The 19,697-nt window shown below is 31.7% G+C and carries 15 protein-coding genes; 3 read left to right on the forward strand and 12 right to left on the reverse strand.

All coding sequences use genetic code 11. The annotated features are described in order from the left end of the window. Window positions 1–65 precede the first annotated feature (65 nt). Entirely contained in the window at window positions 66–2,354 is a 2,289-nt protein-coding gene (locus tag H0I23_RS15375) for an inorganic phosphate transporter (protein WP_216784170.1), read from the reverse strand. Between the two features lie 198 nt (window positions 2,355–2,552). Further along, a complete protein-coding gene (locus H0I23_RS15380; protein ID WP_216784171.1) occupies window positions 2,553–2,924 on the reverse strand; it encodes a carboxypeptidase-like regulatory domain-containing protein in 372 nt (123 codons plus the stop codon). A gap of 158 nt (window positions 2,925–3,082) precedes the next feature. Between H0I23_RS15380 and dgt the strand changes: the two genes are divergently transcribed. Next, on the forward strand, window positions 3,083–4,426 hold the full coding sequence (gene dgt / locus H0I23_RS15385) for a dGTP triphosphohydrolase (protein WP_216784172.1): 1,344 nt from the start codon (window positions 3,083–3,085) through the stop codon (window positions 4,424–4,426). 7 nt (window positions 4,427–4,433) lie between these two features. On the opposite strand, the gene H0I23_RS15390 is transcribed toward dgt, so the two are convergent. Together H0I23_RS15390 and H0I23_RS15395 are read right to left on the reverse strand one after the other, a co-directional pair. Beyond that, window positions 4,434–5,555, reverse strand: coding sequence for a DUF3078 domain-containing protein (locus H0I23_RS15390; RefSeq protein WP_254073620.1), 1,122 nt, complete (start codon window positions 5,553–5,555; stop codon window positions 4,434–4,436). Further along, window positions 5,530–7,305, reverse strand: a complete 1,776-nt coding sequence (locus H0I23_RS15395; protein ID WP_216784173.1) for a 1-deoxy-D-xylulose-5-phosphate synthase — start codon at window positions 7,303–7,305, stop codon at window positions 5,530–5,532. The genes H0I23_RS15390 and H0I23_RS15395 overlap by 26 nt, the downstream gene beginning before the upstream one ends. Window positions 7,306–7,422: 117 nt before the next feature. Here H0I23_RS15395 and H0I23_RS15400 point away from each other — a divergent pair, with 117 nt between their 5' ends. Next, complete coding sequence (locus H0I23_RS15400) at window positions 7,423–7,872, forward strand: nucleoside deaminase (RefSeq protein WP_216784174.1); 450 nt, start codon at window positions 7,423–7,425, stop codon at window positions 7,870–7,872. Between the two features lie 61 nt (window positions 7,873–7,933). Here H0I23_RS15400 and H0I23_RS15405 read toward each other — a convergent pair whose 3' ends face one another. The 4 genes from H0I23_RS15405 to aspS form a co-directional block, all read right to left on the reverse strand. After that, window positions 7,934–8,128 carry a cold-shock protein gene (locus tag H0I23_RS15405; RefSeq protein ID WP_216784175.1) on the reverse strand — a complete coding sequence of 65 codons (195 nt, stop codon included), beginning with the start codon at window positions 8,126–8,128 and terminating at the stop codon, window positions 7,934–7,936. Window positions 8,129–8,205: 77 nt separating this feature from the next. Next, window positions 8,206–8,463: a hypothetical protein gene (locus tag H0I23_RS15410; RefSeq protein WP_216784176.1), complete on the reverse strand. Its 258-nt coding sequence runs from the start codon at window positions 8,461–8,463 to the stop codon at window positions 8,206–8,208. Between the two features lie 12 nt (window positions 8,464–8,475). Continuing rightward, window positions 8,476–10,269: a chloride channel protein gene (locus tag H0I23_RS15415; protein ID WP_216784177.1), complete on the reverse strand. Its 1,794-nt coding sequence runs from the start codon at window positions 10,267–10,269 to the stop codon at window positions 8,476–8,478. Between the two features lie 36 nt (window positions 10,270–10,305). Beyond that, window positions 10,306–12,060 carry an aspartate--tRNA ligase gene (aspS, locus tag H0I23_RS15420; protein WP_216784178.1) on the reverse strand — a complete coding sequence of 585 codons (1,755 nt, stop codon included), beginning with the start codon at window positions 12,058–12,060 and terminating at the stop codon, window positions 10,306–10,308. A gap of 236 nt (window positions 12,061–12,296) precedes the next feature. On the opposite strand from aspS, the gene H0I23_RS15425 reads away from it, so the two are divergent. Then, on the forward strand, window positions 12,297–12,647 hold the full coding sequence (locus H0I23_RS15425) for a toxin-antitoxin system YwqK family antitoxin (RefSeq protein WP_216784179.1): 351 nt from the start codon (window positions 12,297–12,299) through the stop codon (window positions 12,645–12,647). A 298-nt stretch (window positions 12,648–12,945) separates the two neighbouring features. Here H0I23_RS15425 and H0I23_RS15430 read toward each other — a convergent pair whose 3' ends face one another. The 4 genes from H0I23_RS15430 to H0I23_RS15445 all read right to left on the reverse strand — a co-directional run bounded on the left by H0I23_RS15430 (window position 12,946) and on the right by H0I23_RS15445 (window position 19,634). Next, window positions 12,946–16,446 carry an efflux RND transporter permease subunit gene (locus H0I23_RS15430; protein ID WP_216784180.1) on the reverse strand — a complete coding sequence of 1,167 codons (3,501 nt, stop codon included), beginning with the start codon at window positions 16,444–16,446 and terminating at the stop codon, window positions 12,946–12,948. 12 nt (window positions 16,447–16,458) lie between these two features. Continuing rightward, window positions 16,459–17,628 carry an efflux RND transporter periplasmic adaptor subunit gene (locus H0I23_RS15435; protein WP_216784181.1) on the reverse strand — a complete coding sequence of 390 codons (1,170 nt, stop codon included), beginning with the start codon at window positions 17,626–17,628 and terminating at the stop codon, window positions 16,459–16,461. A 62-nt stretch (window positions 17,629–17,690) separates the two neighbouring features. Then, the gene (locus H0I23_RS15440) at window positions 17,691–19,028 is read right to left on the reverse strand and encodes a TolC family protein (protein WP_216784182.1); all 1,338 of its coding nucleotides are present in this window, start codon (window positions 19,026–19,028) and stop codon (window positions 17,691–17,693) included. After that, complete coding sequence (locus H0I23_RS15445) at window positions 19,029–19,634, reverse strand: TetR/AcrR family transcriptional regulator (protein WP_216784183.1); 606 nt, start codon at window positions 19,632–19,634, stop codon at window positions 19,029–19,031. Window positions 19,635–19,697 lie beyond the last annotated feature (63 nt).

Below are 19,697 nucleotides of genomic sequence, written 5' to 3' on the forward strand. Positions count from 1 at the left end.
TCAGCTCAAAATTAAGCATAACTATCTAATAACTAAAAAAATACAAGAATTAATTTATTTTACATTTATTTTTTTGATGTATTTGGTTGCTCAATTTTTGCTGGTTTTACAGAACTATCATGCTCATTATAATAAAGCTCTAATAAATTCATGGTAGCAATAAGTAAGTCTTTTGTTTCTTGTAGTAAAGAAAAATACAAAGTTGTATTTTTTGGACTAGATTCTTCAGTTCTAGTTCTCTCTACTTGTTTTTCTATTTTTTGAGAAACAAGCTCAAAAGCTTCGTGCTTATTTTTTAATATAGACCCAATCTGTTCAAAAGATCTAGATTCAAACGCTTTTTTAGTATCACTAAATACACTCTGAAGTTTGTAATCTATTTCTTTTAATTCTTTAATTTGATTGTACTTCAGTTTCTTGTGGTTGTTGTGTATGTGTTTATGGCTAACCTTACTAATGTATTCTAATGACTGAGCCATATCTTGTAAATAACCTAGAACACTAATGTAAAAGTTACTAGCACCTAAGCTTGTCTCGTCTAAGTTTTTAATAAAATAGAAAATGTTGTCTCTTAAGTCATCTATTTCTTTAGATAGTTTAACAACACCTTTTTTATTCTTTTTTAAATCTTCTAAATCATGTCTTGCTAAACCATCAATAGCTCCTGTGTAAATTTTATTACTTCTGTTTACAACATTCGATATATTGTTAGCACTTTCTTCAATAACACCTTGTATAGAGCTGCTTTCAGATTTTCTTAAACTATCCTCTGCTTTTATTTCTTTAGCTTTTTTACTTTGCTTAAAATAATTTCTTGATATAAGTAAAAATGCTAATATTAAAAGAATTACAATCGCTACAGTACCTCCGTAATGAATTAAAGCAGCAATTATAGAAGATGCTATAAAAGCTATTATAGCAGTAAAAAACCAACCGCCAATTACATTAAGCACTCCTGCTACTCTGTAAACAGCACTTTCAGCACCCCAAGCCTTGTCAGCTAAAGATGACCCCATAGCAACCATAAATGTTACATATGTAGTAGATAAAGGAAGCTTCATTGATGTTGCTAGCGATATAAGTATACTTGCAACCATTAAATTAACGGCAGCTCTAACCATGTCAAAAGCAGGTTTGTCTTGTACTTTAACTTTTAATACAGATGGAGAAGGTTTCTCAAACCTCTGATCAATTTTGACTTGTAAACTTTGTGGTATTAATGAAGATGTAGCCTCAGAAAGCTGCACTGATAACCTTACAATCTGACGTGATAAAAAGTTAGGTTGAAAACGTTCCTCTCCTTCATCTTGTCGTGCCAAATCAACACTAGTTTTAACTACATTTTTTGCTTTAGATGAAAACCAAATAGTTAGTACCATTATCACACCAGAAGCGAGAAGTAAGTATATTGGTGCCTGTACAGCATTTGTTAATCCAGACATGTTATATTCTGTAGCTGCTACTCCAGAAGCACTCCAATCTTGAAAAGATTGTAAAGCAGCAATAGGCACTCCAATAAAGTTAACCAAATCGTTACCCGCAAAAGCCATAGCTAATGCAAAGGTCCCTAATAGAATGATAAGTCTATAAATATTTAATTTAAAAACAGTTGAAGATATATAAGATAATAAAGTCCAAGTTATAAAATTGAATAAAATAAACAACTCTGTTTGAGTTGCTATAAATTCAGATATTGGTCCATTTAATATTGAGGCACTTTTTAACCCTTTTACAATAATAAAATATATTATACCAGTTATTGCAAAACCACCAAAAAGAGCACTAACCCATGTAGGTTTTTTTTCAAATTTAAAAGAAATTAAAAGCCTAGAGAAAAACTGGACAACAGCACCTACAGAAAATGCAATCACTACAGAAAGTAGTATGCCGATAATGATTTCTGTTGCTTTATCAGTATTTATATAAGACCCTAATGTTGATAGGCTGTCATCTAAGTTTAAAATTTTTATAACAGAAACAGCTACAGCAGCACCTAATAGCTCAAAAACGATTGAAACCGTAGTTGATGTTGGCATGCCTAGTGTGTTAAAGAAATCAAGAAGAAGTATGTCTGTTATCATCACAGCCATGAAAATAATCATGACTTCTGAAAAAACGAAGTTGTTGGGGTTAAAAATACCTGTTTTAGCAATGTCCATCATTCCACTAGAAGACACAGCTCCTAACGCGATACCGACACTGGCAACAATCATTATCGTTCTGAAAGATACAGCTTTAGATCCGATTGCGGAGTTCAAGAAATTGACTGCATCATTACTGACACCTACGATTAAATCTGTAATTGCTAAGATTGCTAAAGCAGCAATCATGAAAATATATATATTATCGCCCATTAATTCATCAAAATAAAAGCAAAAGTGATATTAATATTTGTTACTAAAGTTAATATAAGGTTATGATATCAAATATTAAATCCATCCATAAATATACAATGGATGATTACAAATATAGGTAAATAAGAGTTTTATAGAGTATAGATTTTTAGGTGAGTCGAAATAGTATTCTAATTTTAAAAAAATAAGAATTTTATTCTACTTTTTAATTTTTTCAGACATAACAATATCCGATTCAGAAATTGCAGTTAAGGATATTAACTTAGATTTTAAACCGATATTAATTTTCGAAACTTTTTCATGAGTAACTTGAACTGGAATTTGTACCGTTTCATATCCTAAAAAATTAACAACAACAATGTAATTACCAATTTCAAGGTTGGTGAATTCAAAATTACCATGAAAATTGGTTTGCGTGTTTTTATCAGTATTCTTCAATTGAACATCAGCAAATAAAACAGGTTCGTTACCTATTTCTAGGTCTACAACAGCACCTGTAATACTTCCTGTTTCTTGAGAAAATATATTACTTATTACAAATAGCAAACTAATTAAAAATATTTTTTTCATTGTATTGTTGATCAAATCTTTGCGTTGCAAATTAAAGGCGTCAATGTAAAATTAACGTTAGTTTGAAGTTAAAAACTTGTGATATTTTTTAGGCTATTTTAAAGGGAAATGAAAGGATTGAGAAATCGAAAAAATGTATCTTGCATCAAAATTTTACTATGGATTGGGAACAGCTACTTTCGTTAAAACGCCAAGGAGATCATCATAAAAGATTACGTAAAGAACAAGATGAAACTCGTTTAGGTTTTGAAGTAGATTATGATCGTATAATTTTCTCTTCTGCATTTAGAAGTCTTCAGGATAAAACACAAGTGATTCCGCTTTCTAAGACAGACTTTGTGCACACAAGACTAACCCATAGCTTAGAGGTTTCTGTAGTTGGTAGAAGTTTAGGAAGAATAGCAGGTAAAAGCTTATTAGAAAAACACCCGCACTTAAGAGAGGTTCATGGATACCAAATTAACGATTTTGGTGCTATAGTAGCAGCTGCCGCTTTATCACACGATATTGGTAACCCTCCATTTGGTCATAGTGGAGAAAAAGCTATTGGTGAATTTTTTATTACAGGAAAAGGAGCTATTTATAAAGAAAAACTTTCAGATAAAGAGTATCAAGATATAATTGATTTTGAAGGGAATGCAAATGGTTTTCGTTTGTTGGCTACTGATAGAGAGGGAGTTGAAGGAGGTTTAAGATTGAGTTACGGTACTTTAGGTGCTTTTATGAAATACCCAAAAGAATCATTGCCTAAAAAAGCAACAAACCATATTGCAGATAAAAAATTTGGCTTTTTTCAATCTGATAAAGATGCTTTTGTAGAAGTAGCAAAAGAGTTAGGCTTGGTACAAACTAGATCAGGAGAAGATATTAGTTTTTCTAGGCATCCATTAACTTTTTTAGTAGAAGCAGCTGATGATATATGTTACACCATAATTGATTTTGAAGATGGTATAAATTTAGGTTTAATACCAGAAGACTTTGCACTTGAATATTTAATTAAATTGGTGAAAGATAGCATTAATACTAAAAAGTATAATGCTATGGTGCATATGGAAGATAGGTTGAGTTATTTAAGAGCTTTGGCAATAAATACTTTGATTACTGATGCAATAAAGGTCTTTTTAGATAATGAAGAGGCAATCTTAAAAGGGGAATTTAATGTGTCATTATTAGATAAGAGTAAATATCAAGCTCAAATCGAAGATATTATAAAAATTAGTGTTGAGAAAATTTATCAATCTCAAGAGGTAATAGAAAAGGAGATTGCGGGCTATAAAATTATTTCTGACATTTTAGATGTTTACACGACAGCTTTAATTAATAAAAAAGAAAATAAAGCATCTAATTATGATAAGTTGATGATTAAAACATTGCCAACTTATTACAAAGAAACAGAAGCTTCTTTATATACAATTCTATTAAATACGTGTTGTTATGTTGCCAGTTTATCTGATAGTGCAGCAGTACATATTCATAATAAAATAATGGGTAAACAGTTGTAGTTAAACTTTAAAAATTATAGCTCACTCCAATTCCTAAAAATTGTCTGAACTGTACTTTAGGTACACCAGTACTAGTAATTTCACCACCATCATCGTCCTTTTCAACATCAAAAAGAATGTCGTCATCAAAAATAACTTGGGCTCCGATGGTGGTACTTATGTACTTGTTAACGACAAGTTTAAAATTTAGTTCCCAATCAACATCAATGTTGCCAAAGCTTGTTAAATAATCAGAATAAAGATTAATTCTGTGGTTTAGAAAAATGTTTTTCATTATTTCTTTTTCCCATGTATTCGTTATTAAAATACCAAATTCCATATAGGTAGTCTTACCTTCTTTTATAATATTGCCATCTTCATCTGTTACTGCTTTTTTAACACCAAATGCTCCTTTGTTTGCCAAATTTTGATCTAAAACAAAAGTTGCCTTTTGTGTAACAGGAGAAAGGTATAAGTTGAATTTTTTACCATCGGGAATGTAAGACGTTCCTGCTCCTAAAAATAGATAACCAGGTGACATGATTCTAGAAATTGGGGTATCTGTGTCTGGATATTGAAACCCGTCTGTAAATTGTGTGTTAAAATTTGTTTTAACCGAATAGTACCAGTTGGTAAGTGTATCTTTTCTGTAACCGAAAGTAGAACTAAACCTGATTGCATCTTCCGTTTTACGGAGCTCCCTTCCTTTTTGGGCGTTTAAGCCATATTGCATTTCTAAATCATTATTCCACTGAATATATCTGAATTTATAATTTCTAACGAATTTAGCTTTCGCGGCGCCAGATATAGAGTTGTCACCACCAGATTTCCAGTTTATAAAGGCAGCTTCATTAATGTTAAAATCAATTTTATTTTCAGTATCCCAGAATGATGGAATTCTAAAACGATTATATTTATTTTTAAGAGGGTTTGTTCTTTTAAAACTTACAACAGGGTTTGTTAAGTTTGCTCCTCTTGGGATATTTTTAATTCTATCTTGAAAAGATCTAATTACAATGGTATCTATTTTAATAGAGTCCACCTCTTGATTTGTAGGGATACTATCTTGTGCATTTATTTGAGAAAAACAAAAAAGCAAACTTAAAAAGATGTAAATATGTATACTATTTATGCGCATTGATAAATTCATTTAATTGCAATTTTAAGAATAAATGATCAATTTTTGAAAGTTTATATAGTTCTTGCGTTGTTCCATGTTCTATAAACTCATCATTTATACCTAAAACTGTAATAGTTTTATTTATTTCTTTGTTATTAGCAAATTCTACTATAGAACTCCCGAAACCTCCAATTTTACAACCATCTTCAATAGTTATAATGTGGCTATAGTTTTGTAATATGTTCAATAAGTTTAGTTCGTCTAAGGGTTTTATGAATTGCATATTGTAATGACCAACCTCTATTGGGTGGTTAAGTTCTTTTATAACATCAGCAACCATATTACCTATATGACCGATTGAAAGAACAACAATTTTCGTTCCAGTTTTTAATTCTTTAGAGGTTCCAATTTCAATTTTTTGAAAAGGTAAGTTCCATTTAGGTAAAACACCGCGTCCTCTAGGGTATCTAATTACAATAGGTTGATCAAGACCTAGTTGTGCTGTGTACATTATATTTCTCAATTCTAATTCATTCATCGGAGCGTAAATGATTAGGTTTGGAATACATCGTAAATAAGCAATATCATAAACACCATGGTGCGTAGCTCCATCTTGCCCAACTAAACCAGACCTGTCTAAGCAAAAAATAACAGGTAAGTTTTGAATAGCAACATCATGAATGACCTGATCATAGGCACGTTGTAGAAAAGTCGAGTATATAGTGCAGAAAGGGATAAGACCTTCAGTAGCCATTGCTGCAGCCATTGTAACAGCGTGTTGTTCGGCAATACCAACATCAAAAGCACGATCAGGTATTTGCTCCATCATATATTTTAAAGAGCTGCCCGTTGGCATTGCAGGTGTAATGCCAATTATTCGTTCGTTTTTTTTAGCAAGTTCAACTATGGTATGCCCAAAAACATCTTGGTATTTATCAGGTTGGTTTAATGTTGATTTAGGCAGTAGGTCACCTGTTTTTTTATCAAATTTACCAGGTGCATGATAAGTAACTTGATTTTCTTCAGCTTTTTTCAACCCTTTACCTTTCGTTGTAATAAGGTGTAATAGCTTCGGACCTTTTATAGCTTTTAATTCTTTAAGTGTTTTTATTACTTCATCAATATCATGCCCGTCTATTGGGCCTGCATAATGAAAATTTAAACATTCAAATATATTTTCATCTTTAGCGGTGCCTTTTTTAACATTAGTAAGGTATTTTTTTAAAGCACCTACACTAGGGTCAATACCGATCGCATTATCATTTAAAATTACAAGTAAATTTGCATCTGTTGCACCAGCATGATTAAGGCCTTCAAAGGCCATTCCGCTAGCAATTGAGGCATCTCCGATAACGGCGATATGTTGTTTGTTTGTGTCTCCTTTTAAACTAGATGCGATTGCCATTCCTAAAATAGCAGAAATAGAAGTGGAGCTATGCCCTGTTCCAAAGCTATCATAGTTACTTTCACTCCTTTTCGGAAAGCCACTTATACCATTTAATTGTCGGTTGGTATCAAAAATTTCTTTTCGTCCAGTTAATATTTTATGACCGTATGCTTGGTGGCCAACATCCCAAATTAAACGATCGTCAGGTGTGTTAAAAACATAATGTAAAGCAATTGTAATTTCTACCACACCTAAGCTGGCTCCTAAATGACCTTCTTTAGTGGCTACAATATCTATAATAAACTCTCTTAATTCTTTTGCAAGCCTGGGTAACTCTACCTGTTTTAAAAGGCGAAGATCTTTTGGAGAGTTAATTTGATCGAGTAAAGACATTAAATTACAATTAGGGTGTAAAATTACGGCTTTTTAAAAATGCATGAAGAAATAATTTAATTTGACTTTTTTTTATTTTCTATCAAAATCCTTATGAAAACCAATTATTTTTGAAAAATGATTGAGCCATTTGATGACACCTATTTTATGAAAAAAGCACTACAAGAAGCTGAATTTGCTTATGAAGCAGGTGAGGTGCCTGTGGGTGCTGTGATAGTAGTTCAAAATAGAATTATAGCAAGGGCACATAATTTAACCGAACGATTAAATGATGTAACAGCTCATGCTGAAATGCAAGCTATAACAGCTGCTGCTAATTTTTTAGGAGGAAAATATTTAAAAGATTGTACATTATATGTAACCTTAGAGCCTTGCCAAATGTGTGCCGGTGCTTTGTATTGGAGCCAAATATCTAGAGTTGTATATGGTGCTAAAGATGATGAACGTGGTTGTGCTGCTTTAGGAGTAAAAATGCACCCTAAAACAAAGATAGAAGGTGGTATTTTGGAAAAAGAAGCTTCAGAAATTTTAAAGCGCTTTTTTATTCAGAAACGTAATCTTAATTAAATAAAAAAGCAACCTTAAAGTTGTTTAGGGTTGCTTTCAGAGTTTTCGAAAAATAGATTAATTATCCTATTACTTGAACTTGGGCTGCGACAATACCTTTTTTGCCCTCTTCTTCTTCGTAATCTACCTTGTCACCTTCGTTTAGTTCAGCTCCATTTAATGATGTAGCGTGTACAAAAATGTCTTTTTCTGTTGAATCGTTAGTAATGAATCCGTAACCTTTAGATGCATTGTAAAATTTTACTGTTCCAGTCATTTGTATGAAAATTTAAAGTAATTATAATTACAAATGTATAATTTTCAATGAAATACGCCTAAAAAAATAATTTTATTTTACTGGTTATCAGTCTTTTCTAAATTTTTGCCTTGCATTTTTCTAATATTTTCTTCGGTAAGCATATAATCTTTTACTTTTTTACCCTTACTTTCTTTTAGTAAGAAAAGAGGCATACCTATTAGAAAAATACCTACAGTTCCTGACCCAATATACTTATGAGCAATCTCAAGTTGTTCTTCTTTTATATAAAACCCGTAACATATAGAAGCTATAGAAGCAATGATTATGATTGTGATGATATATTTTATTTTCATGACAAATTCATTTTATTTTGTAAAGTTAATTAACTTTCTTCTGTAGGCAGTTAGTAGTTTAGACTTAGAAATAAAACCAACATACTTACCTTTTTTAATTACAGGAAGATTCCAAGCGGCACTATCTTGAAACTTCTGCATTATATCAGTCATTTTATCCTTATCTAATTCTATAATATCTGGTGGTGTATGCATAATATCACTAACAAATACCTCATTATACAGTTTTTGATTAAACATTATCGACCTAATATCATCTAATAAAATAATACCTAATAATGTGTTTTTTTCAGGATCAATAACGGGAAAAATATTTCTATTCGACTTAATAACAGCTTGATGAACCATATCACCAAGTGTCATACTAGGGTTAACGATTGCGAAATTATCTTCAATTACCTTATCGATATCCATTAGTGTCAAAACTGCGTGATCTTTATCGTGGGTAATTAATTCTCCTCTTCTACCTAGCTCCATATTGTAAACAGAGTGTGGGTGAACGTATTTGGTTAAAGAATAAGAAATGGCAGAAGTAATCATTAACGGGATAAATAGCTCATAACCACCAGTAACTTCGGCAATTAAAAATATAGCAGTAAGTGGGGCGTGGAGAACACCAGCCATTAAGCCAGCCATACCAACTAATGTAAAATTACTTTCAGAAACTTTATATGAAAGAAAACTGATATTATTAATAATTTTAGCAACACAATTGCCTAAAATACTACCCATAAATAGTGTGGGTGCAAAAATACCACCAACACCACCAGCACCAAAGGTAAGTGCACTAGCAATAATTTTAAATAACACAAGCCCGATTAACAGTAAAATAACCATCCAGACGTTGGTTAAGTCAAGATCGAAAATATTATTTTGAAGTACTTTTTCAGGGTTTCCTTTTACTAAACTGTTTATAACATCAAAACCTTCACCGTAAAGTGGTGGTATTAAATAAACAAGTAAACCTATTCCAATACCTCCAACAAGTACTTTTTTTATGGGAGAATTAATTTTGTCAAATTGTTTTTGAATTCTCTCATAAACTTCAGTAAAGTATATTGATATTAAACCGGTAACTAAACCTAGAACTATAAAAAAAGGTGTATCTCCAATAACAAAGCTATCTTCTGTCTTAAATGGTAATAAAACATCGTCACCAAAGAAAAAATAAGAAGTTATAATGGCAGAAATAGAGGCTAGCAATAAAGGAAGCATTGAAGCAATAGTAAGGTCTAAACTAAACACTTCAATAGCAAAAATTATAGCTGCAATTGGAGCTTTAAATATGGATGAGAGAGCACCTGCAGCTGCACAACCAATCAATAAATTTCGATTGGTTTGATTCATGTGAAACATTCTCGAAATATTGGAACTTATTGCTGCGCCAGTTGCTACTGTTGGTCCTTCTAAACCTACAGAGCCTCCAAAACCAATAGTTAGTGGGGCCGTTAGTATAGAACCAAACATCTGATACTTTCGCATTACACCTTTATGTTTTGATATTGCAAAAAGGGTAGAAGGTATACCGTGGCTTACCTTATGTTGTATTACATACTTAATAACAAGATATACGAGTAATAAACCTATTATTGGGAATGCAAAATAGAATGCTTGATGGTAATATTTTACTAAATTACCTTCAAGTAAATGTTGAAAAAAGTGAGTTAAATTTTTTAAAATAACAGCACCTACCCCTGAAGTAAAGCCAACTAGGATACTTAAAAAGTATATAAATTGACGTTCAGAGATATTTTTGATTCGCCAAACCAAAAATTTTGCAAACCAAGTTTTTTTACGTGCAGCCATTGTATAAAGAATCCCGAAATAGTTCGGGATTATAAGTTACTTTTTTAAATCTAATTTCAGACTCAATTCTTTTAATTGATCATCATCAATAAAAGCAGGAGCATCAATCATTACATCTCTACCACTATTGTTTTTAGGAAAAGCTATAAAGTCTCTAATAGTCTCTTGCCCGCCTAAAATAGAAACCAATCTATCTAAGCCAAATGCTAAACCACCATGTGGTGGTGCACCATATTGAAAAGCATCCATTAAAAAGCCAAATTGAGCTTTAGCTTCTTCAGGTGTAAAGCCTAAATGCTTGAACATTGTAGCTTGCATATCTTTATTGTGAATACGAATAGATCCTCCACCTATTTCGTTACCATTCAATACTAAATCGTACGCATTTGCTTTTACAGCGCCTGGGTCAGAATCTAACAATTCTAATTGACCTGGTTTTGGAGATGTAAATGGGTGGTGCATTGCGTGGTAATGACCTGTTTCTTCATCTAATTCTAATAAAGGGAAATCAATAACCCATAATGGTGCAAATTCGTTAGGGTTTCTTAACTCTAAACGTTCTGCTAAATCCATACGTAAAGCACTCAATTGCGCTCTTGTTTTATTAGCATCACCAGATAATACACATATTAAATCTCCTGGTTTAGCACCTGTAGCTTTCGCCCAATTAGCTAAATCATCTTGATCATAGAATTTATCTACGGTAGATTTAAAAGTACCATCTTCATTATATTTTGCATAGACCATGCCTTTAGCGCCAACTTGAGGTCTTTTTACCCAGTTAACTAAAGCATCTAACTCTTTTCTTGTATAGCTTGCAGCACTTGGTACAGCAATACCAACTACTAACTCAGCATCATTGAAAACTCCAAATTCTTTGTGTTGAGCAACTTCATTCAATTCTCCAAACTCCATTCCAAAACGAATGTCTGGTTTGTCGTTACCATACTTACGCATAGCATCATCATAAGTCATTCTAGGGAAATTGTCAATAGTAACTCCTTTAATTTCCTTTAATAAGTGCTTTGTTAAATGTTCAAAAACATTTAATATATCTTCTTGGTCAACAAAAGCCATTTCACAATCTATTTGTGTAAACTCTGGCTGTCTATCAGCACGTAAATCTTCATCTCTAAAGCATTTTACTATCTGGAAATATTTATCCATACCACCAACCATAAGCAATTGCTTAAATGTTTGTGGTGATTGTGGTAGTGCATAAAACTGCCCTTCATTCATACGGCTAGGTACAACAAAATCTCTAGCTCCTTCAGGAGTAGATTTTATAAGGTATGGTGTTTCAACTTCAATAAAGCCTTCGTCAGAAAGAAATTTACGAACTTCCATAGCTACTTTATGCCTGAAAATAAGATTGTTTTTTACAGGATTTCTACGAATATCTAAATAACGATATTTCATTCTGATATCTTCACCACCATCTGTTTTATCTTCTATGGTAAAAGGTGGTACCATTGCATTATTCAGAATATTAAGCTCACTAACTAAAACCTCAATATCTCCAGTAGGAATTTTTGGATTTTTTGAAGAACGCTCTACTACAGTCCCTTTTACTTGAATAACAAATTCACGACCAAGTTTTTGAGCTTTTTCGATAATATCTTTAGGTGTACTTTCTTCATCAAAATATAATTGAGTAATACCATAACGATCTCTTAAATCGATATAGATCATAAACCCTTTATCCCTTACTCCTTGTACCCAACCTGATAATGTTACTTCTTGATTATTGTGAGCTACTCTTAAATCGCCACAAGTATGACTTCTGTACATGCTAAAATTTATTTGAGCACAAATTTAGTAAGTATCTTTAATTAAATGAGCTTTTATTAAAACAGTTTTTACAAAGAGATGTATTTTAATATTTCATTTTAAAAACTTAAGCACTTGTTTTTTAGTTGATTACGACTCCAATGTAAATTTAATGTTAATCAATTGTATTTTAAATGTAAAATATTTGTATATTTGTTAGACTAGGTACAAAAGTTTAATCCCAAAAATATAATATCATGAAAACTATAACATTTTTTTTAGCACTGTTTCTTACAGTTGCAATATCAGCTCAAGACAATAAACCAACTTTTTCTAAAGATGGTGAAAAGGTAATTGCTACATATTACCATGAAAATGGTGAAGTTGCTCAAACAGGTGAATTTTTAAAAGGAAAATTACATGGAGAGTGGAGCATGTTCAATAATACAGGTGAAAAAATAGCAAGCGGAGAATATCAAAAAGGAAAGAAAACTGGAAAATGGTTTTTCTGGAAAGGCGAAGAATTAAAAGAAGTTGATTTTGAGGATAGTAGAATCGTAAATGTCACGAATAAAGAATCTAAAAATGCTGTTGTTGTAAACAAATAACAAGTATTTATATTTAAAATAAAAGCCCCCGATGAGCAATCATCGGGGCTTTTTGTATATAAGATATTCAAGAAGCACTTAACTCTTTTATAAATTAACGTATTTATATGGGTGAGAGTTAAAGCCTATATTATAATAGCTATAATACGTGCCTAATTAGCTTAATGTAGTCGCTTGTTAAAATCATAAACTTTAAAGATGGCGTTGTTTTTTTGGTCTGAATAAACTCTTAAATAAAAAAAGCCCTTTAAGAAGAAATTCTTAAAGGGCTTAAATATTCTAAAAATAGTATTTAGTACTATGCGTTTTCTTCAACTACAGTTGTTTCTGTATCATTCGAAAACTTATCTCGTAACCACATTTTAAATTTCACAGATAAGAAAAATAATATAGGTACTACAATTAAGGTTAAGAATGTCGCAATTAATAAACCATAAATTACGGTCCATGCTAATGGTCCCCAAAAGACTACGTTATCTCCTCCCATATATATGTTTGGATCAAGCTCAGCAAACAATGTAAAGAAGTTAATATTTAATCCTATAGCTAACGGTATTAGACCAAAAATAGTCGTAATTGCTGTAAGTAATACAGGTCTTAAACGTGCTTTACCAGCTTTGACAATGCTTTCGAAAAGATCCTGATTAGTAAGATAATCTTCTTTTTCTAAATCTAATTCAGCTTTTTTTCTATCTATTAGAAGTTGGGCATAATCTAAAAGTACAACACCATTATTTACTACAATACCAGCTAAAGATATAATACCAACCATAGTCATCATAATAACAAAAGCACTACCAGAAATTACAATACCACCAAATACACCAATGAAACTAAGGAAAATAGCGATCATTATTATTGTTGGTTTTGAAACTGAGTTGAATTGGAATATTAAGATGAAAAAGATTAAACCTAAACCTGTAAAGAATGCGCCAACTAAAAATAGCATTTGCTTGTTTTGCTCTTCTATTTGACCAGTGTAATCAATTTTAATGTTTTTAGGTAAATCTTCATAACTTTTCATTTCGTTTTGAATTTGACTTACTATAGCTGCAGCATCTGTAAAACCTGGTGATAATGCAGAATACACAGTTACAACACGCTTAGTGTCTTTATGCTTAATTGCACTAAAACCTGAGTTGTTTTCGTATTTTGTAACAGCAGAAACAGGAATACTTTTTATTTGTCCAGTATTATCTCTAAACGTAATGTTTTGATTAAATAAAGCACTTTTATTATATCTGTTCTCTTCATTAAAACGTACGTAAATATCAAAATCGTCACCATCTTCTTTATAAATTCCAGCTTTAGAACCAAAAATTGAACTACGTAATTGTTGCCCAACTTGTGCAGCACTTACGCCTAATTCACCAGCTTTTTCTCTATCAATAGTAACACGCATTGTTGGCTTATCCTTATTAACGTCAATCTTAAGTTCGTCAATACCAGCAATGTTTTTTGTATTAATAAACTCACGCATGTTTTCGGCAGTCGCAATAAGCTCATTATAATCATCACCTTCAATTTCAATATTAATTGGTGATCCTGCAGGCGGTCCATTGGCATCTTTCTCAACAGAAATTAATACGCCAGGGTAAATACCAACCAATGCAGCTTGTACTTTTTGACGCAAAATTTCACTGTCTTCTCCGCGTCTAAACTTAAATTCACGCATCGATGCTGTTATTTTACCTTTATGAGGCATTTCTGCAGCAGACCCACCGTCAGTTTGAGGATTTCCAGCACCTTCACCAACTTGGGATACAGTACTTTCTACTAAAAAGTTTTTACCTTCGTATATGTACTGTTCTTGGTTAACAACCGTAAATACACGTTTTTCAATTTCTTTAGTAATAGCATTTGTTTTCTCAATAGCAGTTCCTTGTGGATACTCGATATAAACAATTATTTGATTTGGTTTGTTATCTGGGAAAAACTCAACTTTAGTTCTTTTGGCACTTAATGACATACCAAAAGCTATAAAAGAAGCAATTAATAGTAAAAATGTACCAATACTTAATATATAAGGTTTCCAACCAGAAAGTGCACCGCGTAGTTGGCGTTCGTACCAGTTTTCTAAGTTTACTAATGCTTTATTTTGGAAGCTATTTGCCCATTTACGGATAAAAAAACGGTATGCCCAAAGCATGATAGCTGTAAAAATCATTATAGTACCCAGGCCTTTATAAGTACCTCCAAATGAAAGTATAAGTACGCCAAAAACAGCAACTATTATTGTTGTTCTAATAATTTGCTTTAAAGGCATGTCTTTATCTTCAATAGTCATGAATTTTGACACCAATACCGAGTTGAAAAAGATGGCTACAAATAGTGAGGAACCTAGTACAACGGATAATGTTATTGGTAAAATTTTCATGAACTCACCCATTATTCCTGGCCAGAATGCTAATGGAGTAAAGGCTGCAACAGTTGTTGCTGTGGAAATGATAATAGGAAAAGCAATTTCTCCAATACCCTTTTTAGCAGCTTCAATTCTGCCCATACCTTCGTCTTCCATTAAACGGTACACGTTTTCTACAACCACAATACCGTTATCAACCAGCATACCTAGTCCCATAATAAGACCAAAAAGAACCATTGTATTTAAACTCTGTCCAAGTAATTCTAATATCATTAATGACATAAACATGGACATTGGAATAGCAAAACCAACAAATAATGCATTTTTAAATCCTAAAAAGAACATTAAAACAGTTACTACCAGTATAACACCAAAAATAATATTGTTTACTAAATCATCTACTTGACCAATAGTTTTTGAAGATTGATCGTTAGTGATTGTTACTTTTAAATCTGGAGGAAATACATTTGCAATTGCATCATCAACAATAACTTGAATTTGTTCAGCCGCAGCAACCATGTTTTTACCAGCACGTTTTTTAACATCTAGCATTACTACTGGCTTTCCGTATTCTCTTGCAAAAGTGGTATGGTCTTCTTCTTTAAAAGATACCGTTGCAATATCTTTTAAATAAATAGATTTTCCTTTTTCTGTTTTTACAACAAAATTTTCAAGTTCAGATGGCTTTTCAATTTCACCTAAAACTCTAATCGTACGTCGTTGACCACTAGCTTTTAAGTTACCAGCAGACATTGTTAAGTTACCATTATTTATAGCGCCAATAATATCATTAAAAGTTACTTGAGCTGCCATCATTTTGTAGATGTCTACAGCAACTTCAACTTCTTTTTCTTGTGCACCACGTATATCTGCTTTTTTAATTTCTTGTAAATCTTCTATGTCATCTTGCAGGTATTCCGCAAAATCTTTTAATTTTTGAATAGGATAATCACCTGAAATATTAATATTCAGAATTGGCATTTCTTCTGAAAGGCTTAATTCAAAAACATCAGGTTCTACTTTAGCACCATTAAAGGTTGGCCAATCTTCACCAGAAGTTTCAGTGTCTATTTCATCTTTAACTTTTTGTTTTGCTTGATCTACGGTAATACCTTCGTCAAACTCAACAATTAACATTGAATAATCTTCTTGCGATGTTGAGGTAATTTCGACAACATTACTTACTGTTTTTAGCTTATCTTCTAAAGGGTCAGTAATTAATTTTTCAATATCCTCAGCAGTGTTTCCTGGGTAAATAGAACTAACATAAATTTTAGTTTCATTTACTTCTGGAAAGTTTTCTCTTGGCATGCTAAAAAAGGCAGCAATACCTAGGTAAAAAATAACTGCAATTAGAACATACATTGTGGTTTTATTATTAATTGCCCACGATGATAAACCAAATTCGTTATCGACTTGTTTTTTCTTTTTAGTCATTTTATTTTCGGTTTAATAGTTTATAACCTTAACAGTTTGTCCGTCTTTAACACTACGCGCACCTTCTAAAATTAGTTCCGCTCCGCTTGGTATACCTTCTAAAACTTCGATAACATCTCCTTGTGTTTTTCCTGTTTTAATAATGACTTTGCTTACAACACCTTCATCATTATCATTTTTCTCTTTTACAACATAAACATATTGTTCACCTTCTGCATTTTCAGAAATAATACTCTGTGGTACTAGTATCGCTTTTTCATTAGTGTAATCGTTAATTTTAAGTCTTGCAGTTAAGTTAGGTTTAATGCTTTTATCTTTATTTGGCACATCAATTTCTACTTTAAAAGTTCTGTTTGCAGGGTTGATTACATCTCCTGCTTGGCGAATTTTTGTTTCTATAGTTTTGCCTAACACAGGAAATAGTACTTCTACATCTTTACCTTTAACTACATCTGACACATAGCTTTCTGGTACATCAGTTTCAATATACATCTTGTCTAAATTTACAATCTGCATTAATGGAGTTTGACCCGCAGCAACAACACTACCTTTTTCAGTAATAACATCATCAATAGTACCTGTAAAAGGAGCTCTAATAACAGTTTTACCAACTTGTTGTTGTAATTGTGCAACTGCCTGGTTTTGTGCTTCGTATGATGATTTAGCTTGTAAGTACTGAATTTCACTACCAATATTTTGATCCCATAAACGTTTTTGACGTTCAAAAGTAGTTTTTGCTAAATCGGATTGAATTTGTAATTGCGATAATTGTTGGCTTAAACCACCATCATCTATTTTTCCTAAAGTTTGCCCTTTACTTACTCTTTGTCCTTCTTTAACGTATACATCAGTTAATATTCCATTAAATTCAGGAGTAATTACTAGTAGGTTTTTTGTAGTAACGTTTCCTTGAATTTCAAGAACGTGGCTAAAAACCTCTTCTTTAGCTTTTAAAGTTGTTATTAATGGTACTTTTTGTTCTGTTTCTACTTCAGATAAAGCTTCGTCTAATTGCTTAATTTCTTCGTGTAAAACTTGTTGTTGAGCAACTAAATCTGTTCGTTTAGCTCTAATTTGCTCAGGGTTAGAAGAAGCAATTACTTCTTCTACAGTTTGTTTTTTTTCGCCTCCACAAGATATAAGAATCAAAGAGATGGTTACTAGTAAATATATTTGTTTCATTTTGAAAGTTTTAATAGTTGATGTTATTGGTGATTGTTGATTAATTTTATCTAAAACCATTATTAATTATTAAGTACTGTTTCCAATTCTGTTTTAGAATTAATAACGTTTACCATAGATTGTAAATAAGTGTTTTGTGCATCATATAATTGCATTTGCGCTTGTCTAAGCTCAAAACTAGAAGCAATACCTTCTTTATATTTAATTTGATTTTTTTTCTCAATACGTTCAGCTAAACCTAAATTTTCTTTATTAGTGTCATACTCTTCAATTGCAAGTATGTAATCGCTTTTAGCTTTTTGTAACTGTAATCTTATTTGCTGTTCTGCTTCTGTTAATTGTGTTTTTGCTTTATCTAAAGCAATTCTAGCTCGTTGCGTACTTGCACTTCTTTTTAACGAACTGAAAATTGGGATATTTAATTCTACACCTAAAATAGAAGAGTCAAACCATTGTGAATCACTACTAAAAAAATTAAACCTACTGTTGTAAGCCGAGCTACCGTAGTTTATAAAAGCATTTAATGTCGGTAATGCCATACTTTTTTGGAGTTTAAGCTCTAAACTTCTTTGTTCATTAAGGTTCAACGCCATTTTATAATCAACATTATTATTTAAATCAAATTCATAACCAACAATACTTAAATCTGTTTGTTTTTGAGCTAAAGCATCTAAGTTTTCAGATAATGTAGTTGGTGAGTCAAAAGGTAAACCCATTGTTAAGTTTAACATCTGTAATGTAATACCTTGTAAACGAATTGCATTTTTAAGTTGATTTTCAACAGATGAAAGTGTTATTTGTAATTGCTCAACACTTTCTTCATCACCTAATCCGTTTTCGAAAATCTTTCTAGTTTCAAACAAATTCTTATCAAGGGTAGCAATGTTTTTTCGTAAAATCTCAACACTTTCTTTTGCTAAAAGTACGTTGCCATATGCCTCTACAGTTGCTTTTTTAACTTCTAAAGCTGTTTTTTCTTGATTGTTAGCGCTATAGTTAATAAACGTTTTAGCAGCTTGTACTCCCACTATATATGAACCATCAAATATTTTTTGAGTTAGCGTAGCTGTTGCTGTCATCGATTGTGGTTCTGAAAAAACTACAGGAACAAAAGTACCAGCTTCTCCTCCAGGAATTAACTCTGCAGGAAGCAAAGTAATTGGCTGTTTTAGTTGATTCTGGTAACTTACAGAGCCATTAACTTGAGGTAATCCAGCAGCTATAGTTTCCCATTTTTGTTTTTGGGCATCTTTGATATCTCTTTCGGCATTTATTGCACTATAGTTATTTTCAAGAGCAAAAGTAATAGCTTCTTCTAAAGAGTAACTATTCGGAACCTCTTGAGCAAAACTTATGCTCATGTATATAAGAGAAAGGAAAGTTAAAAAAATTGTTTTCATCTATTCTTGATTTGAATTTATAAGTGTATTTAATATTTTTCTTCCATCAGGGGTGGTAATACCTCGTAAATGGTATTCTAAAAAATCATCTTGTAGTTGTTTAACAGGAAACAATTTTATAGGGAATAATTTATAGTCTTTAATGCTTGTAACACCCGAAAAATATATTCTAGAAATAAATTCGATATTTATATTTTCGCGGTAAATACCTATTTCAATACCTTTTTTAATGTTACTAACAACGCACTCTTGCATTACATCATATTGTTTACTCTTAATAGTTGCGTAAACTTTCGGGTAATATTTCTGCAATTGGTATTGTGGTGAAGATTGCTCATCATTTAAGTGTTTCATTACGAATTTTTTAATTTCGTACAACTCTTCAATCGGGTTTCTGTCTGTTTCAATAATACAATCAATACCATTTGATATATATTTTAATAAATACAAAGAGCTTTCTTCTACTAATTTAGTTTTATTCTCGAAATGAGTGTAAATCGTTTTTTTTGATATACCCAATTCGTTAGCCAAATCATCCATAGTTACACTCTTAAACCCTAGGTTTAAGAACATTTCAGATGCTTTTGTTAATATTTTCTCTTTCATAATCGAGTGCAAATGTAATAAGGAAACTTTAAAAACAAAAAAAGTTTCCTAAGTATTTGCGTT

Source organism: Cellulophaga sp. HaHaR_3_176, from assembly GCF_019021925.1.
In the GTDB taxonomy this organism is placed as follows: Bacteria; Bacteroidota; Bacteroidia; order Flavobacteriales; family Flavobacteriaceae; genus Cellulophaga.

Coding starts and splice junctions, on each gene's coding strand:
- H0I23_RS15375 (WP_216784170.1), bottom strand. CDS start 2,354: ATGGGCGATAATATATATATTTTCATGATTGCTGCTTTAGCAATCTTA.
- H0I23_RS15380 (WP_216784171.1), bottom strand. CDS start 2,924: ATGAAAAAAATATTTTTAATTAGTTTGCTATTTGTAATAAGTAATATA.
- dgt (WP_216784172.1), top strand. CDS start 3,083: ATGGATTGGGAACAGCTACTTTCGTTAAAACGCCAAGGAGATCATCAT.
- H0I23_RS15390 (WP_254073620.1), bottom strand. CDS start 5,555: ATGAATTTATCAATGCGCATAAATAGTATACATATTTACATCTTTTTA.
- H0I23_RS15395 (WP_216784173.1), bottom strand. CDS start 7,305: ATGTCTTTACTCGATCAAATTAACTCTCCAAAAGATCTTCGCCTTTTA.
- H0I23_RS15400 (WP_216784174.1), top strand. CDS start 7,423: ATGATTGAGCCATTTGATGACACCTATTTTATGAAAAAAGCACTACAA.
- H0I23_RS15405 (WP_216784175.1), bottom strand. CDS start 8,128: ATGACTGGAACAGTAAAATTTTACAATGCATCTAAAGGTTACGGATTC.
- H0I23_RS15410 (WP_216784176.1), bottom strand. CDS start 8,463: ATGAAAATAAAATATATCATCACAATCATAATCATTGCTTCTATAGCT.
- H0I23_RS15415 (WP_216784177.1), bottom strand. CDS start 10,269: ATGGCTGCACGTAAAAAAACTTGGTTTGCAAAATTTTTGGTTTGGCGA.
- aspS (WP_216784178.1), bottom strand. CDS start 12,060: ATGTACAGAAGTCATACTTGTGGCGATTTAAGAGTAGCTCACAATAAT.
- H0I23_RS15425 (WP_216784179.1), top strand. CDS start 12,297: ATGAAAACTATAACATTTTTTTTAGCACTGTTTCTTACAGTTGCAATA.
- H0I23_RS15430 (WP_216784180.1), bottom strand. CDS start 16,446: ATGACTAAAAAGAAAAAACAAGTCGATAACGAATTTGGTTTATCATCG.
- H0I23_RS15435 (WP_216784181.1), bottom strand. CDS start 17,628: ATGAAACAAATATATTTACTAGTAACCATCTCTTTGATTCTTATATCT.
- H0I23_RS15440 (WP_216784182.1), bottom strand. CDS start 19,028: ATGAAAACAATTTTTTTAACTTTCCTTTCTCTTATATACATGAGCATA.
- H0I23_RS15445 (WP_216784183.1), bottom strand. CDS start 19,634: ATGAAAGAGAAAATATTAACAAAAGCATCTGAAATGTTCTTAAACCTA.